The sequence below is a fragment of the Conyzicola lurida genome (genome assembly GCF_014204935.1).
GTDB lineage: Bacteria > Actinomycetota > Actinomycetes > Actinomycetales > Microbacteriaceae > Conyzicola > Conyzicola lurida.
This window is the reverse complement of sequence record NZ_JACHMJ010000001.1, coordinates 455,380-471,249: the sequence shown is the minus strand read 5'-3', so window position 1 is coordinate 471,249 and position 15,870 is coordinate 455,380. Positions and strand designations below refer to the sequence as shown.

The 15,870-nt window shown below is 71.4% G+C and carries 10 protein-coding genes; 4 read left to right on the top strand and 6 right to left on the bottom strand.

The genetic code is table 11. The annotated features are described in order from the left end of the window. Positions 1-328: 328 nt before the first annotated feature. On the bottom strand, positions 329-490 hold the full coding sequence (locus HD599_RS02315) for a hypothetical protein (protein WP_184233279.1): 162 nt from the start codon (positions 488-490) through the stop codon (positions 329-331). Beyond that, complete coding sequence (locus HD599_RS02310) at positions 490-4,239, bottom strand: DEAD/DEAH box helicase (RefSeq protein ID WP_425489150.1); 3,750 nt, start codon at positions 4,237-4,239, stop codon at positions 490-492. The genes HD599_RS02315 and HD599_RS02310 overlap by 1 nt, the downstream gene beginning before the upstream one ends. Before the next feature lie 82 nt (positions 4,240-4,321). On the opposite strand from HD599_RS02310, the gene HD599_RS02305 reads away from it, so the two are divergent. Further along, entirely contained in the window at positions 4,322-5,656 is a 1,335-nt protein-coding gene (locus HD599_RS02305; protein ID WP_184233274.1) for a coiled-coil domain-containing protein, read from the top strand. A 5-nt stretch (positions 5,657-5,661) separates the two neighbouring features. After that, on the top strand, positions 5,662-6,201 hold the full coding sequence (locus HD599_RS02300) for a 4'-phosphopantetheinyl transferase family protein (protein WP_184233272.1): 540 nt from the start codon (positions 5,662-5,664) through the stop codon (positions 6,199-6,201). On the opposite strand, the gene HD599_RS02295 is transcribed toward HD599_RS02300, so the two are convergent. The 3 genes from HD599_RS02295 to HD599_RS02285 all read right to left on the bottom strand — a co-directional run bounded on the left by HD599_RS02295 (position 6,171) and on the right by HD599_RS02285 (position 12,677). Next, the gene (locus HD599_RS02295; RefSeq protein ID WP_184233270.1) at positions 6,171-7,505 is read right to left on the bottom strand and encodes a M1 family metallopeptidase; all 1,335 of its coding nucleotides are present in this window, start codon (positions 7,503-7,505) and stop codon (positions 6,171-6,173) included. The genes HD599_RS02300 and HD599_RS02295 overlap by 31 nt on opposite strands. A gap of 8 nt (positions 7,506-7,513) precedes the next feature. Next, the gene (locus HD599_RS02290; protein ID WP_184240197.1) at positions 7,514-11,467 is read right to left on the bottom strand and encodes a Pls/PosA family non-ribosomal peptide synthetase; all 3,954 of its coding nucleotides are present in this window, start codon (positions 11,465-11,467) and stop codon (positions 7,514-7,516) included. Positions 11,468-11,681: 214 nt separating this feature from the next. Continuing rightward, a complete protein-coding gene (locus HD599_RS02285; protein WP_184233268.1) occupies positions 11,682-12,677 on the bottom strand; it encodes a YeiH family protein in 996 nt (331 codons plus the stop codon). A gap of 267 nt (positions 12,678-12,944) precedes the next feature. On the opposite strand from HD599_RS02285, the gene HD599_RS02280 reads away from it, so the two are divergent. Further along, positions 12,945-14,714 carry a glycosyl hydrolase family 18 protein gene (locus tag HD599_RS02280; RefSeq protein ID WP_343061835.1) on the top strand — a complete coding sequence of 590 codons (1,770 nt, stop codon included), beginning with the start codon at positions 12,945-12,947 and terminating at the stop codon, positions 14,712-14,714. A 63-nt stretch (positions 14,715-14,777) separates the two neighbouring features. Here the strand turns inward: HD599_RS02280 and HD599_RS02275 are convergent, their stop codons facing one another. Further along, the gene (locus HD599_RS02275) at positions 14,778-15,128 is read right to left on the bottom strand and encodes an iron chaperone (protein WP_184233266.1); all 351 of its coding nucleotides are present in this window, start codon (positions 15,126-15,128) and stop codon (positions 14,778-14,780) included. A 92-nt stretch (positions 15,129-15,220) separates the two neighbouring features. On the opposite strand from HD599_RS02275, the gene HD599_RS02270 reads away from it, so the two are divergent. Continuing rightward, positions 15,221-15,763: a hypothetical protein gene (locus HD599_RS02270; protein WP_184233264.1), complete on the top strand. Its 543-nt coding sequence runs from the start codon at positions 15,221-15,223 to the stop codon at positions 15,761-15,763. The last annotated feature ends 107 nt before the right edge of the window (positions 15,764-15,870 follow it).

Below are 15,870 nucleotides of genomic sequence, written 5' to 3'. Positions count from 1 at the left end.
GCGCGGCCGACGGCACGTTCGGGGCGCATCGGGGCCGACGTGACGCGGGGGTGCATCGCACCCGGCGGGACGCGGGGCCGGTCGCACGCGGACGCGCGCCCGCGGCGTGACCCCACAGCCTCGCGCAGGTTTGTCGCGCGCGCGCCCGGTCGTGCGGCCGCGCGCTCGACAAATCGCAGCGCGCCCCGCACAAACCTCCGCGATCGCGACGTCGCTCAGCGCCGTACAACGCACGCGATCACGTAGGGCGACCACGGTTGGGGTTTCGACAGGCTCAACCCGCTGACGCGGGGCCCGCTGAAGCGAGACCCGCCGACGCGAGGCGCGGCTAGCCCCAGTGGGGCGGCTTGTCGGCCTTGAGGCGGGCGTCGTTCTCCGTGCCGGAGGAACGGGGCTCCTCGGGCTGCGGGTGCGGGTCGCTTCCGGGCGGGGGTTCGGTCGTGACCCGGCGGCGCTTGGGGCGCGGCTTCTGTTCGTCGTTCGGGGACACTACTGCTGGATGATCGTGATCGGCTCGGTGTGCGGGCTCGTGTCGATACCGAGCATGTGGCACACGTGGCCCGCGACCGCGTCGGGGTCGCTGAACAGTTCGAAGGCGTGCACGCGCAGGTAGTGCCAGCCGAGGCGGCGCAGCAGCTCGGGGCGCAGGCGCAGCGACTCGCGTAGCGTGCTCTGGCCGAGGATCGCGTCGGTCTCCACCGAGACGCAGATGCCGCCGTGGGAGGCGACGAGGCCGAGCTTGCCGCGGTGTCCGAGGGCCACGTTGACGCCGTGGTTCTCGAGGCGGCGGGCCAGGTCGACGAGCATCGGGTCGCTGTCGTCGGGCAGCGGCACGTCGGCGAGACGCGCGTCGACCTCGGCGAGGATCTCCGCGAGGGCGATCGCACCGTGGCTCATGCGCGAGTCGTCGATGTCGGCTGGCTCGAAGCAGGTGACGATGACCATCGAGCGGCGGGCGCGGGTCATCGCGACGGCGAGCAGGCGCTCTCCGCCGGGCTGGCCGAGCACGCCGAAGTTCGACAGCACGCGACCGTGCGGAGTGCGGCCGAAGCCGATCGAGAAGATGACGCGGTCGCGACTCTCGGCGACGGCCTGGTCGATCGTCATGACGGCGAATGGTTCGGGGCGGTCGCCGATGATGAAGTCGTTGAGCTCGGGGCGCGTCGTGACGGCCGTGAGCACTGCCTGCTGCACGCGCACGGCGTGGAGCGGGCTCGCGGTGATGACCATGAGCGACTCGCGGGAGCGCTCGGCGGCGTGGGCGAGCACGAGTTCGACGACCCGGTTCACCTCGGCGTCGACACTCTCGACGGCGCCCGTGTAGCTGTCGGGGAGGCCGTGGCCGTCGACCACGAAGTCCATCGCGAGCGAGCCGTGGCCGAGGAAGCTTCCGGCCCACGGCAGCGACTGGATGCGGCCGCCGTAGAAGCGGCGGTTCACCAGCTCGGCGAGGTCTTCGCCGCCGGGACGGTAGCTACGCGTGAGCGAGAACGTCGGCAGCAGGTTGCCGAGCCGCGACAACGCCGACTGCTCGTGCAGGGCGTCGAGCGCTTCTTCGTCGGCGGGCTTCGAAGGGTCCTGGTGCTCGTCGATCGCCACGGTGAAGGCGGCGGGTGTCTGCGTGACCGGGTCGCCGAACGCGACGACCTGCTTGGCGCGGCGGATCGCTCCGGCGTTCTCGGCGATGGTCGTGGCGCCGGCGTCGACGAGGATCACGGTGTCGAACGGCAGGGAGTCGGCGATCGTCGACACCTCGTACGGCGAGGCGAGCCACACGGGCGCGACGGTGCGCGACAGGTGGGGCGCGGTGGTCTGCAGGTCGAACGCGTCGAGCGACGGGCGCAGCAGAAGCTTCTTCAGCAGGCTGCCCTCGTCGGGCCAGTCGACAAGCCCGATCTTCCAGTTCTCGGCGAGCTGCCACGCGAGCAGCTGCGCGCTGCCCGAGGCGTGCGCCTCGTCGACGAGACGGAAGTCCGCCTCGAGACGGTCGAGCACGGGGGTATTCGCACCGAGCAGGGCACGGTCGGCGGCGAGCAGCGACTCGAGCGCGGACTGCCACCAGGCGAGCTCGAGCTCGGCGCCCACCTGCTCCTCCGGCACGTGGCGCTGGGCCAGGTCGGTGATCAGGGGGTCGAGCTCGAGAGCGGCCAGCGTCTTCATGAGCGTCGTGCGCTCCTGCAGGTTGTGCAGCACGTCGGAGTCGGCGGCGAGCTCGCGCAGGTCGTCGAGCAGCGCCGTGATCGGCTGGTTCGAGAGAGCGGTCTCGCGCGTGTCGAAGCCGAGCGGCTCGTCGAGCGTGGAGAGATCCTGCTCGACCTGCTGCAGCGCGACGCGCACGTCGGCGATGCCCACGGGCACCTCGGGCGAGACACCCTCGGTCACAAAACGCTGCCAGAGCACACGTTGCTGCTGGATGCGCAGGAGCGCCTCGTTCATGTCGCTCACGTGCACGCCGGGGCGCACATACTCGCGGGCGAGCTTCTTCAGGCGGCGGCGGTTGGCACCCGACATGTTCGGGCTGTCTTTGCGGGCGGATGTCGCGGTGACCAGTTCCCCGATGGGGCGGTCGAACACCACGGGCAAGAACTTGTCGAGCGTGTCGCGTAGGTCGGTGAGGAGCCGCAGGTAGACGCCGAGCTCGTGGATCGTGGCGTACGGGCGCATGTGGGTCGAGCTGATGACAGCGTTGGCACGCTCGAGCAGGCGGGGCAGCGTGTCGTTCGACAGCTTCTTCGCGAGCTCGTGGGCGCGCACGGCGTCGTCGCTGGTCGGGAACTGCGCGCCGTACCAGGGCGAGTCGCCCGGGCCGTAGCGGAACTCGCCGAGCTGCGCGGCCGACACCATGGTCTCGGCGGCGCGCTGGCGGTCGTGGGCGAGCGACTCGACCGAGGAGCGCGAGAGGCGGGCCGTGGTGGCCGGCGGGTTGGGCAGCAGGGCGAGGCGCGACAGCTCGGTCACGCACTCCAACACCGAGATGCCGAGCACGGGGTCGGGCTTGCCGAGTGCCCCGCGGTAGTCGAGCAGCACCTTGCGCAGGCGCACCAGGGCGTCATCCACCTCTTCGACCTTGGGGGCCTTGGACTTCTCGTTGCGCGAGATGGACCGGATGATGTCGCGACGGAGCGTGCGCGGCGCGACGGCGACGCCGGGCAGCCCGATGTCGGCGAGACGCTGGGCGATGCCGTGCAGCGAGGCGCGACGGGCGCTGACCACGAGGACGCGCTTGTTCTGCGAGACGAGGCTGCCGATGGCGTTGACGATCGTCTGCGTGCCGCCGGTTCCCGGCAGGGTCTTCACGACGAGGGAGTTGCCCGCGGCGATCTGGGCGATCACGTTCTCCTGCTCGGCGTCGGCGTCGAGCAGCAGCGTGTCGGTCTGCGGCGACCGCACGTCGGCGCTCTGGGCCTCGACGGCGACGAACGACTCCTGCACGCTCCACTTGGCGGCGGGGTTGCCGGCGATGGCGTCGAGCACGGGGTGCTCGAGGTCGGCGGCGTCCGCGACCATGGTGGTCGCGACATCCACGAAGGACGACACGACGAGACGCGGGCTGACGTTGAACCACTCGAGGTGGCTGGTGAGTCCGCGCAGGCGGTCGATCACGGGGTTGGGCTTGAAGGTGCCGTCGTCGTCGGTGAGCGCGACGAACGCCTGGGCGTCGAGGCCGAGGCCGAATTGGGCTTCGAGGGCGCGGGCGAGTTCGGGGTTGAGGAACGCCGGGCCCTTGAGCTTGACCTCGAAGTCGCGGCCGTGGCGGCGGATCGCGAGCGGACGCAGCAGAACGGGGGCGCGGAACTCGGTGCCCTCGAACTGCCATTCGGCGATACCGATGCCGAGGTGTACGGAGTCGATGCCGCGGGCGGTCGCGAGCTCGAGCCCCTTGGAGGCGATGAGGCCGGCGGCGACCTTGGCGCTGCGCAGGGCGAGGTCGTCGCGGATCAGGCTGGAGAGCAGGGTGGTCTTGCCGGTGATGAACTGGGCGAGACCGCCGGGGTGCGTGGTGCTGAGCTCGATCCGGGTGCGGGGCGAGTCGACGAAGTGCAGCAGCGGCGACCGGCCGCCGACGCTCGCCAGTTCACCGCGCCAGGCGGTCCAGACCGGTTCGGCCACGTTTCCCGCCTCGAAGCTGGGGTCCCCCAGACTCAGCGCGTGAGGCGCCGTGACTTGGCGGCGAGCGTGGGCAGCACCCAGCTCGTCTTCTCCTGGGAAGTCTGTTTCAGTTCTCTCGGCACGCCACACAGGGCAACCTTAAGCGCGGTTACCGCAAAAAGTGGGGAGGATACGCCGGTTTCTTCCAGTCTGTCGGCCGTAAAATGCTCGCGTGTCCCTCCCGAATGCTCACGCTGCCCTCCCCCACACGCTGATCTCGGCCTCGATCTCCGGCGACGACGTGGCCCGGGGTGCCGTGGTCGCGGTGGTGACCGTCGCCGTGATCGTTACCCTGCTGCTCGCCGGCGGCATCGTGCTGCTCTTCCGCCGACGCTCAGGAGCGCTCCCCTCCAGCGCGAGCGGATTGCCCGCCCTGCGCACCCGGGCGAACATCCTGCTGGTGCGTGCCGACGAGGCGGTGAAGGCCGGCGAGAACGAGCTCGGCTTCGCGCAGGCCCAGTTCGGCGACACCCGTACGGCTCCGTTCGCCGAGACGATGGCGACGGCCCGGGCGAAGCTCGCCGAGGCGTTCCGGCTGCAGCAGGCGCTTGACGACTCGGTGCCGGAGTCGGCCCAGAAGAAGCGCGAGTGGACGCTGCAGATCACCGCCCTGTGCGAGGCCGCGATCGCCGCGGTCTCCGGCCAGGACCGCGATTTCACCAGTCTGCGCGGCACCGAGGCGGACTCCCCCGCCCTGATCGCCGCCCTCGAGGCCCGCATCATCGCCGCGCGCAGCCGCCTCGCGCCCGCCGCGTCGACGGTCGAGAGGCTCGGCCGGGACTACGCGCCCGAGCTCGTCGCGTCGCAGAGCACCGCGGTCGATACCGCGACCAGTGCTCTGGATGACGCCCAGGAGAGCATCGACGATGCCACCACCCGCATCTCGCCCTCGGGGGTGAACACGGTAGCGGGCCTGCTCGAAGACAGCGAGAACGCACTGCGCCGCGCCATCACCGTGATCGACGGGGTGGAGTCCCGCGCCGCCGAACTCGACGCCGCGGCATCCGCCCTCGACGCCCTCGTCGTCTCGGCGCAGGCCGACCTCGCCGAGGCGCGCGTGCAGCGCGAGGCCGCGCCCGACGCCGACACGGGGGCCGCGATCATCGCCGCGATCGCCGACGTAGAGGCGGCGCGGTCGTCGGTCGTCGGCACGGGGCAGCGCAACCCGGTCGCCGGGCTCGACGAGCTCTCCTCCGCGGTGGCCACCCTCGACACCGCGCTCGCGAGCGCCCGCAACCAGTCGCAGCGGCTCGAGCACGCGCGCGCCGCGCTCGTCGGCACGCTCGTGTCGGCGAACAGCCAGATCTCGTCGCTGCGCCAGCGGATCGACGGCGGCGGACGGCGCGTCGGCGCCGAGGCGCGCACCCGGCTGTCGGAGGCGGAGCGCCAGCTGATGCTCGCCGAGGCGGAGGCCGACCCCGTGGAGGCGCTCGACGCCGCCCGCCGCGCGGTCACCCACGCGCGCGACGGCGACGCGCTCGCGCAGTACGACGCGATGCACCGCTAGCCGGCATGGATGACGCGACGGTCCTGCTGCGGGACAGCGGCCACGACGACCGCGGTCTGCTCGCGGAGGTGGCGGCGCGCCTGCTCGGGGTGGACCCGGGCGACGTCACGGTCGAGCACCGTTGCGCGCACTGCGGCGGCACCGACCACGGGCAGCCGGAAGCGACTGCCCCCGGCCGGGTGTTCCTCAGCCTCAGCCGCGCCGGCGGACGGGTGGCGGTCGCGGGATCGCTGACCGCACCCGTCGGCGTCGACATCGAGTCGGTGGAGCGGGTCGCGAGCGCGGGCTTCGACGACGTGGCCTTCACCGCGCGCGAGCGGGCCGGGCTGCGTGGCGCCGAGGACCGCGCGAGGCTCTGGGCGGCTAAAGAGGCGCTGCTGAAAGCCGAGGGGCGCGGGTTACGACGGGATCCGCGGGAGGTCGAGGTCACGGTCGACGCCGAGGGCGCGCTGGCGTCGGCCGCGGCATCCATTCGTCTGTTCGACGCCGGCCCGGATCTCGTCGGGGTCGTCGCTCAGCTGAGGTCGGGGACCGCGGCCTTGTAGATCCAGCGGTCGACGATCCCGTCGATCTCTTCGCTGCCGGTGTGGTTGGAGAAGAACTCCACGAAGTCGGCGGTCGTGACGCTGCCGTGGCGGTAGACACGCGCCCACGCCCGGAGCGCGGCGAAGAACGCCGTGTCGCCGACGGAGAGGCGGATCGCGTGCAGGGCGAGGGCCCCGCGCTTGTAGACCCGGTCGTCGAACATGTCCTTCGCGCCGGGGTCGCCGACGATGAGCGAGTCCTTGGGCGCGGCCTTCACCCGGGCGCGGTAGGCGACGGCGTTGTCGTGCGCCGACTGGCCGCCGCTGCCCTCGGACCAGATCCACTCGGCGTAGCAGGCGAAGCCCTCGTGCAGCCAGATGTCGCGCCAGCTCTCGACCGTGAGGCTGTTGCCGAACCACTGGTGCGCGAGCTCGTGGGCGATGAGCCGGTCGCTGCCGTGCGCGCCGTCGACGTGGTTGCGGCCGAAGATGCCGAGGCCCTGGGCCTCGAGCGGGATCTCGAGCTCGTCGGGCGTGACGACGACGCTGTACGAGTCGAACGGGTACGGGCCGAACTTCTCGACGAAGACCGCGATCATGTCGTCGAGGCGGCCGAAGTCGGTGGAGACGTTGCCGGCGATCTCCGGCGGGTAGTAGAGCTGGCGCGCCAGCACGCCCTGGTGCAGGTCGCGCTTCGTGTAGCGCCCGATCTGCACGGTCGCGAGGTACGTGGCCATCGGCTGCTTCATGTCGTACACCCAGGTGGTGCGGCCCGAGCGCGTGCTCTTGCCGCTCAGCGTGCCGTTGGCGACGACCGTGTACGGCGCCTCGCAGCTCACCGAGATGCGGTACGTGGCCTTGCTGCTCGGGTGGTCGTTGCAGGGGAACCAGGATGCCGCACCGGAGGGCTGGCTCGCGACGATGACGCCGTCGGCGAGTTCCTCCCAGCCGACGTCGCCCCACGGGCTGCGCACGGGGTGCGGGGATCCGCCGTAGCGGACGACGATCTCGAACGGGTCGCCGGCCGGGATGAGCGCGACCGGGGTGACGTTGATCTTGCGCGCGGCCTGGTTCGACTTGCGCGGGCGGTCACCGTCGACGGTGAGCTTCTCGACGCTGAGCCCGGCGAGGTCGAGGCTGAATTTCTCCAGGTCCATCGTGGCGATCGCGCTGATGGTGGCGACGGCGCGCAGCTGGTTGGTTTCGACCCGGTAGGTCAGCTCGAGGTCGTAGTGCGCGACCGTGTAGCCGCCGTTGCCGCTCGTCGGAAGGTAGGGATCGCCCGCCGAGGCGGAACCATGGGACGGCTGCGGGTTATGAGGCATGTGTGCGCTCAAGTATTCCACGGTGGGGATTTCCACGGAGCGATCGGGTTTCCGGACCAGATCGTGCTAGTGGGCACCCGCTCGCCGCGCATTACGAGCGAGCCGGGGCCGACCGTGGCCGCCTGGTCGATGGATGCCGCGGGCAGGATCACGCTGTTCGGGCCGAGAGTCGCGCCCGCGGCGAGCGCGACGGTGTCGAGCTGCATCACCCGGTCGTGGAACAGGTGTGTCTGCACGACGCAGCCGCGGTTGATCGTGGCGCCGTCGCCGAGGGTCACGAGATCGGCCTCGGGCAGCCAATAGCTCTCGCACCAGACGCCCCTGCCGACCGAGGCGCCCAGCGTGCGGAGCCAGACCGCGAGCGCCGGGGTGCCCGCGGCGTTGGAGGCGAACCACGGGCGGGCGACCATCTCGACGAAGGTGTCTGCCACCTCGTTGCGCCAGATGAACGACGACCAGAGCGGGTGTTCGGAGCCGTCGATGCGCCCGACGAGTACCCACTTGGCGGCGGTGGTGACGCCGGCGGCGACCGCTCCGGCGGCGAGCAGCACGACGCCGGACAGCGCGACGGCCCAGAGCGGGCTCAGCGCGAGCGACAGCGCGGCGAGCGACACGAGAACGCCGAGCGCGATCCACGCCGTGACGATCACCGGCACGATGCGGAGGATCTCCCAGCCGGCGCGCGCGAACCGCAGGCGGGTGGCGGGCAGGAACGTGCGGCCCTCTTCGAAGTCGGTCACCGTGCGCCGCAGCCGCACCGGCGGGTTGCCGAGCCACGACGAGCCGCGCTTCGCCTTGTTCGGCGTGGCCGAGAGCACGGCGACCAGACCGTTGCGCGGCACGGTGCGGCCGGGGCCGGTGATTCCGCTGTTGCCGAGGAACGCCCGCCGCCCGACCTTGGCCCGGCCGATGCGCACCCAGCCGCCGCCGAGCTCGTAGGTGGCGACCATCGTGTCGTCGGCGAGGAACGCGCCCTGCGCGATCGTGGTGAGCGAGGGCACCAGAAGCACCGTCGAGATCTCGACGTTCTTGCCCACCTTGGCCCCGAGCATCCTCAGCCAGACCGGCGTGATGAGGCTCGCGTACAGCGGGAACAGCAGCGTGCGGGCCGCGTCGAGGATACGCTCGGTCGCCCAGACCTGCCAGCCCACCCGGCTGCGCACCGGGTAGTGGCCCTCGCGCAGACCGATAGAGAGCAGGCGCACGGATGCCACGACCAGGGCCGCGTAGGCGAGACCGGCCACGATCACGGCGAGGGGCACGGATGCCGCGGCGGGCAGCAGCGCGGACCCGAGATCGGGCGCTCCCGCGACGGCGGCGCCGACCACGAGCGCGCCGAGCACGACCGCCGCGGCGGGGATCGCCGACATCACGAGCGATCCGACGGAGTAGGCGACGAGCCAACGGGTGGCGCGCGGCGGGCGTTCGATCGGCCAGGTAGGACGGGCGGCGCCGACACGGGCGGCGGGCGAGCCGGCCCAGCGTTCGCCGGCGGGGACGCGGCCCGAGACGGCGGATCCCGACTCGACGATCGCCCCGCGGCCGACGCTGGCGCCGCCGAGCAGGGTGCTGCGCGAGCCGATGCGCGCGCCCGCGCCGATGTGCACGGCACCGAGGCGCAGCACGTCGCCGTCGATCCAGTACCCGGCGAGGTCGACCTCGGGCTCCACGGCGGCGCGCTCGCTGATGGTGAGCATCCCGGTGACCGGCGGCAGGGCGTGCAGGTCGACGCCGGGGCCGATCTTCGCGCCGAGCGCGCGGGCGTAGTAGCTGATCCACGGGGCACCGGCGAGCGAGGCGGCGCCGACGAGCAGCGCGACCTGTTCGGCCAGCCAGAGCCGGATGTGCACCGAACCGCCGCGCGGGTAGTTGCCCGGCTTCACACCGGCGAGCAACAGGCGGGCGGCGATGACCGAGACGAGCATCTTGCCCGGAGGCGTGACGAAGAGCACGAATCCCGCGGCGATCCACCACCACGACACGTCGGGCAGGAAGGGCAGCAGGTTGCTCGCCACCCCGAGGTAGACCAGCCAGCGCATGCCGGCGAGCACCTGCAGCGGGATACCGAGCAGCGTCATCGCGACCTGGCTGCGCAGCGGTGTGGGCCGCACGTCGCGCGCCACGGTCTCGACCGGGGGTTCGCGGCCGTCGAGCTCGTCCGCGAGCGAGCCGATGCGCGGGTAGTCGTAGATGTCGGAGACGAGGGTGCGCGGGTAGCGCTCGCGGATCGCCGAGACCAGCTGGGCGGCCGAGAGCGATCCCCCGCCGAGCGCGAAGAAGTCGTCGTCGGCGTCACCGACGCTCGCCCCGAGGATGCTCGACCAGATTCCCGCGAGCCACTGGGTCGTCGGCGAGAGGTCGGCCGCGACATCCGATGCCGGCAACGGCCACGGCAGTGCCGCCCGGTCGACCTTGCCCGACGTGCGGGTGGGCAGCGAGTCGACCACGGCGAGCAGCGGCACGAGGGCCGCCGGCAGTTCCTCGCGGAGGCGTTCGTTGGCAGCGTTCCGGTCGAAGTCGACACCGTCGACGAGGGCGAGGTAGCCGACGAGCACGTGGTTGCCCGCGGGCGTGGTCTGAACGACGGATGCCGCTCCGGCAACTCCCTCGAGCGCCTGTAACGCGGCATCGATTTCGCCGAGCTCGATGCGGCGCCCGCCGAGCTTGACCTGGTCGTCGGCACGTCCGACGAAGACGAGACCCTCCGCGTCGAACCGCACGAGGTCGCCGCTGCGGTAGGCGCGCTGCCAGCCGAGCGACTCGAACGGGGCGTACTTCTCCGCGTCCTTCGCCGGGTCGAGGTAGCGCGCGAGGCCGACGCCGCCGATGATCAGCTCGCCGGTCTCGCCCTCGGCCACGCGGTCGCCCGCGGCGTCGACGACGGCGAGGTCCCAGCCGTCGAGCGGCAGGCCGATGCGCACGGGGCCGGGGCCGCCGAGCAGGGCGCCGCACGCGACGACGGTCGCCTCGGTCGGGCCGTAGGTGTTCCAGAGTTCGCGGCCGGGGGCGGCGAGACGGGCGACGAGTTCGGGCGGGCAGGCTTCGCCGCCGAAGATGAGGAGGCGCACCTGCTCGAGCGACTCTTCCGGCCAGAGCGCGGCGAGCGTCGGCACGGTCGATACGACCGTGATGCCGTGGGCGATCAGCCACGGGCCGAGGTCGACGCCCGAGCGCACGAGCGAGCGCGGTGCGGGCACGAGGCAGCCGCCGTTTCGCCAGGCCAGCCACATCTCCTCGCAGGAGGCGTCGAACGCGACCGACAGGCCCGCGAGCACGCGGTCGCCCGGCGCGATCGGGGTCTTCTGCAGAAAGAGCCGCGCCTCGGCGTCGACGAACGCGGCCGCCGAGCGGTGGCTGACGGCGACGCCCTTCGGCACGCCCGTCGAACCCGAGGTGAAGATGATCCAGGCGTCGTCGTCGGGGGTCGGGGTCGCAGACTCGGGGTCCCTGAGCCTGTCGAAGGGCTCGTCCCCGGTCTCGTCCCCCACGACCGTCGCTTCGACAGGCTCAGCGACCGTCGGCTCGAGGAACAGCGGGTTCAGGTCGTCGGGCGCCGGTGCTTCTGGCGCCGCGTCGACAGGCTCAGCGACCGACGGCTCGAACACTCCCCCTGCGCCGACGACGCCGGCCACGCGGGCCTCGCCGAACACGAGCTGCGCGCGCTCCTCCGGGTCGTCGGCGTCGACGGGAACGTAGGCGGCGCCCGCGGCCATCACGGCGAGGATCGACACGTAGAGCTCGCGGGTCCCCGACGCGATGCGGATCCCGACGCGGTCGCCGCGTCGTACGCCCGCCCGCCCGAGCTCGGCCGCCTGCGCCGCCACGAGCTTCTCCAGCCGGCGGTAGCTGATGCCGCCCTGCGCGTCTTCGAGCGCCACGGCGTCGGGAAAGTCGACGACCGACGCGCGGAACACGTCGATGAGCGTGCGCTCGGGGGTGGTTCGGGCGGACCCGGCGAGCATGCCCTGGGCGTTCGGGGTGGTCACGAAAGCTCCTCGGGGCTGTGCTGACGACGAATCCCGCGAGTGTAGCGAGGCGAGGTGAACGGGCGGCAAACGAGGCCGGCCGGGGCTGTGTCACGCCGTGCCCCGCCGTCCATCCACCGCGTTGCCGCTCATCGACCGATAGCCACCACCGACGGGTCGATTCGCGGCAACTCGCGGCCCGAGAGGCGGCCTACGCGGTGGTCAGGACCACCGCGACCCAGGCCAGCGCCGCGACGAGCACCCACGACGCGAGGCCGACGAGCAGCGAGCGCCCGCTGGTGCGCACGAGCGAGCCGATCCGGATCGACGACCCGAGCGCCACGAGCGCGAGCCCGAAGAGCACGGTCTGCACGACGCTCGCGGTCTGGAGCGCGATCTCGGGCACCGGCAGCACCGTGCGCGCGAGCATCGCCGCCAGGAATCCGGCCACGAACAGCGGCACGACCGGCGGCCGCGCGGCGACGGCCGCATCAGGCCCGCCGCTCTCCGTACGACGGCGGTACAGGCCCACTCCGGCCACGAGGGGTGCGAGCAGGATGACGCGGGTCAGCTTGACGGCGATGGCAAGGGCGAGCGCGGAGGCCCCGGCGGTCTGCGCGACGGCGACGACCTGTCCGACGTCGTGCACGCTGGCCCCGGCCCACGCGCCGAACTGCAGGTTGCTGAACCCGAGCGGCGCCTGCAGCAGCGGGAGCACGGCGATCGCGAGACTGCCGCAGAGTGTGACGAGCGCGGCGGGTACGGCGATGTCGCTGGGCTTGCTGCGGGTCACCGCCGACATGGCGCCGATCGCCGAGATGCCGCAGATCGAGAAGCCGGCGGCGATGAGCAACGGCTGGTCGCCCGGCAGGCGGGCGAGTCGGCCGAGGGCGAGCGTGCCGAAGAAGGTGAGCGCCACCACGACGACCACGGCGATCAGGGTGGGCGCACCGAGGTCGACGATGTCGACGAGGCTGAGGCTCAGGCCGAGCAGCACGATCCCGATGCGCAGCAAGCGGCGCGCGGCGAGCGCGAGACCGGGCTTCAGAGCGGCATCCAGAGCAGGCTTCGCCGCGGGAATCTGGCCGAGGATGAGACCGAACAGCACGCAGAACGTCAGGATCGGCACGGCCGGAAGCAGCAGGTGCGCGAGATACGCGAGGGCGAGCCCGCCGGCCGCGACGGCGATACCGGGGAGAAGTCGCATGGTTCGACCGTAGACGACCCTCGGTGTGCAGCGGGCACACAGCCGACGCACACCCCCACTTCAGGTGAGGGTCTGTCACCCGACCACGACTTTGTGTTGCGAATGGCTTAGGTTGAGCCGTAGGCAGTGGCGTCCCCGCCCACCCGATGCCTACTGACGAATGACGGGGGACTGTAATTGACATCTAAAAAAACGTGGCGCGTTCTGGGCGCCGCCGCAATCACCTGCGGAGCGTTGATCGCTTCGACGCTGACCGTAGGAACGGCCGTGGCTGCACCCACGACCGCGACCGCCGTGTCGGCGACCGGCCTCAACGGCTACCGCAACGTCGGATACTTCGCCCAGTGGGGCGTGTACGGACTGAACTACAGGATGAAGGACCTCCAGACCTCGGGGGTCGCGGCCAATCTGACGGCCCTCAACTACGCGTTCGGCAACATCAGCGCCGACACGCTGAGCTGTTTCGAGAGCAACACCAGCGGCCAGGGCGACGCGTTCGCCGACTACGGGCAGAGCTACACGGCCGCCACCTCGATCGACGGGGTCGCCGACGTCTGGAACGCCCCGCTCGCCGGCTCGTTCAACCAGCTGAAGAAGCTGAAGACGCTCAACCCGAACCTCAAGCCGGTCATCTCGCTCGGCGGCTGGACCTGGTCGAAGAACTTCTCGGCCGCCGCCAAGACCGACGCCTCGCGCAAGAAGCTCGTCTCCTCGTGCATCGACCTGTACATCAAGGGGAATCTGCCCGTGATCGACGGCCGCGGCGGCGTCGGCGCTGCCGCCGGCATCTTCGAGGGCATCGACATCGACTGGGAGTGGCCCGGCACCAACACCGGCCTCGCGGGCAACGGCGTCGACACCGTCAACGACGCGAACAACCTGCGCCTGCTGCTCAAGGAGTTCCGCACCCAGCTCGACGCTTACGGCGCGATCACCGGCAAGGACTACACGCTGAGCGCGTTCGTACCGGCGAACCCGGTCGCCATCAAGGCCGGCGGCTGGAACAACCCCGAGATCTTCGAGTACCTCGACTACGCCAACGTGCAGGGCTACGACCTCTACGGCGCATGGGCGTCGACCAAGACCGGGCACCAGAGCAACCTCTACGCCGACCCGACCGACACGCGTAACGTCGCCGACCGGTTCAGTGTGGATGCCTCGATCAAGGAGTACACGAAGGCCGGCGTCGATCCCGCCCAACTGGGCATGGGCATCCCGATGTACGGCCTCGGCTGGCAGGGTGCTCCCTCGAGCAAGCCGTGGGGAGTCGCCACGGGCGCAGCGGCCGGCACCAACGGCTGGGGCATGTCGAACTACGACGACATCAAGACGCTCGGCACCGAGTACTACGACGCGATCAGCGGATCGGCCTGGCGCAGCAACGGCGACCAGTGGTGGAGCTACGACAACGCCCAGTCGGTCGCGAACAAGGCGAAGTACATCGTCGCCAACGGCCTCGGCGGCGCGATGTGGTGGGACCTCTCGGGCAACCGCGACGGCACGCTGATCAACGCCCTGGCCGCGGGTCTGGCCGGGTCGAGCGGGCCGGTGGTGACGCCGACCCCGACCCCGACGCCGACGCCGACGCCTACGCCGACCCCGGTTCCGACCCCGGTTCCGACGCCTACGCCGACCCCGGTTCCGACGCCGACGCCGACGGTCACGCCTACGCCGACGCCGACGCCTACCCCGACGGTCACGCCGACCCCGACGCCCACCCCGACCCCCGGCACCTGCACGGTGGCGGCCTGGGATGCGTCGAAGGTCTACACGGTCGGCATCGAGGCGTCGATCAACGGCAGCATCTACAAGGCCAAGTGGTGGACCAAGGGTGACAAGCCCGGCACGTCCGACCCGTGGCAGTTCGTGAACACCTGCTCGGGGGCACCCCTGCCGATCGCCGCCTGGTCGTCGACGACGATCTACACGGTGGGAACGAAGACCACGTACAACGGCGTCTCGTACACCGCCAAGTGGTGGACCAAGGGCGACGTCCCCGGCGCGGTCCAGTACGGTCCGTGGGGAGTGACCCCGTAACACCCGCGTGACAGCGACGGCCCCGGTTCTTCCGCGAACCGGGGCCGTCGTCGTGTCCGCCCGCTACCGCCGCAGCGCCACGATCGCCGCCGCCACCCGCCCGATCAGGTCGTACGGGATCGGTTTCTCGAGCACGAAGTTCACCGAGTCCTTGCCCGAACGGTACGGAGCCAGCTCCTCCTCGAGCTCGCCCTCCAGCACCGGCACCGGATACAGCCCCACGTGCTTCTTCCACGCCGCGTAGTGGATCGCATACCGACCGTCCAGCATCACGGCGGGCATCTGGTAGCGGAACTTCTCTTCGCCGCCCGGCACCGCCGCGAGGATCGTTTCGCGGACGCGCTCGATGATCGCGCGGCTATCCGGGTCGAGGGCCGCGAGGTATTCGTCGATGGTCGCGAATTTTTCAGCCATGTCGACAACTATGCAGAGGATGACGCGGCCGACGATAGCGGAACCCTCACCCGGCCTTGCCGCGGCACCCGTTCCGGTCCCAGACTGAGCGCATGATCCCGGCGCAGCACTCCGCCCGCGCCATCGACGAAGGCGTGCTGATCGCCCGGTCGGCGCTGACGCTGATGGCGAAGAACCACCTGATCGTCGGCACGCTGCGCCGCGACGAGTCCCTCGCGTCGCTCGACCTCCCCGGCTTCGTCCGCGACGAGCTGCGCCGCCTGGCCGACGAGCAGTCCGCCTCCGCCGAGCGCATGGAGGTCGAGGAGGGCGCCGCCGCGCAGGCGTTCGGGGCGCTGCGCCATCAGCACGACTACCGCCCCGCCGACCTGCAGACTCTCCGCCAGCGCGCGGACATCTACCGCGCCCTCGCCGCCGAGCTGCTGCGGCTCCGTGACGACGCCCAGTTAGTCTCCTCCGTCGCCGAGGACGCCCGCGCCGACGCGTGGACCGAGATCGGCGCCGTGCTGGACGCGCGCCTCGACATGCTCGTCGCGATATCCGCCGAGGCCGACACTCGGGCCGCCCGCATGCGCGCCGTTCAGCGCGATGTCGGCAATCTCGACCGCCGCTTCCTCGGCTGGCAGACCGACTGACCGACTACAGACTCGGGATGCCGCGGCCGGCGCCCCGCCCGAATGCCGCAAATCGACCCGCACCCGCGCGCTATCGGTCGATTCGTGGCAACGCGCGGCGAACTCGC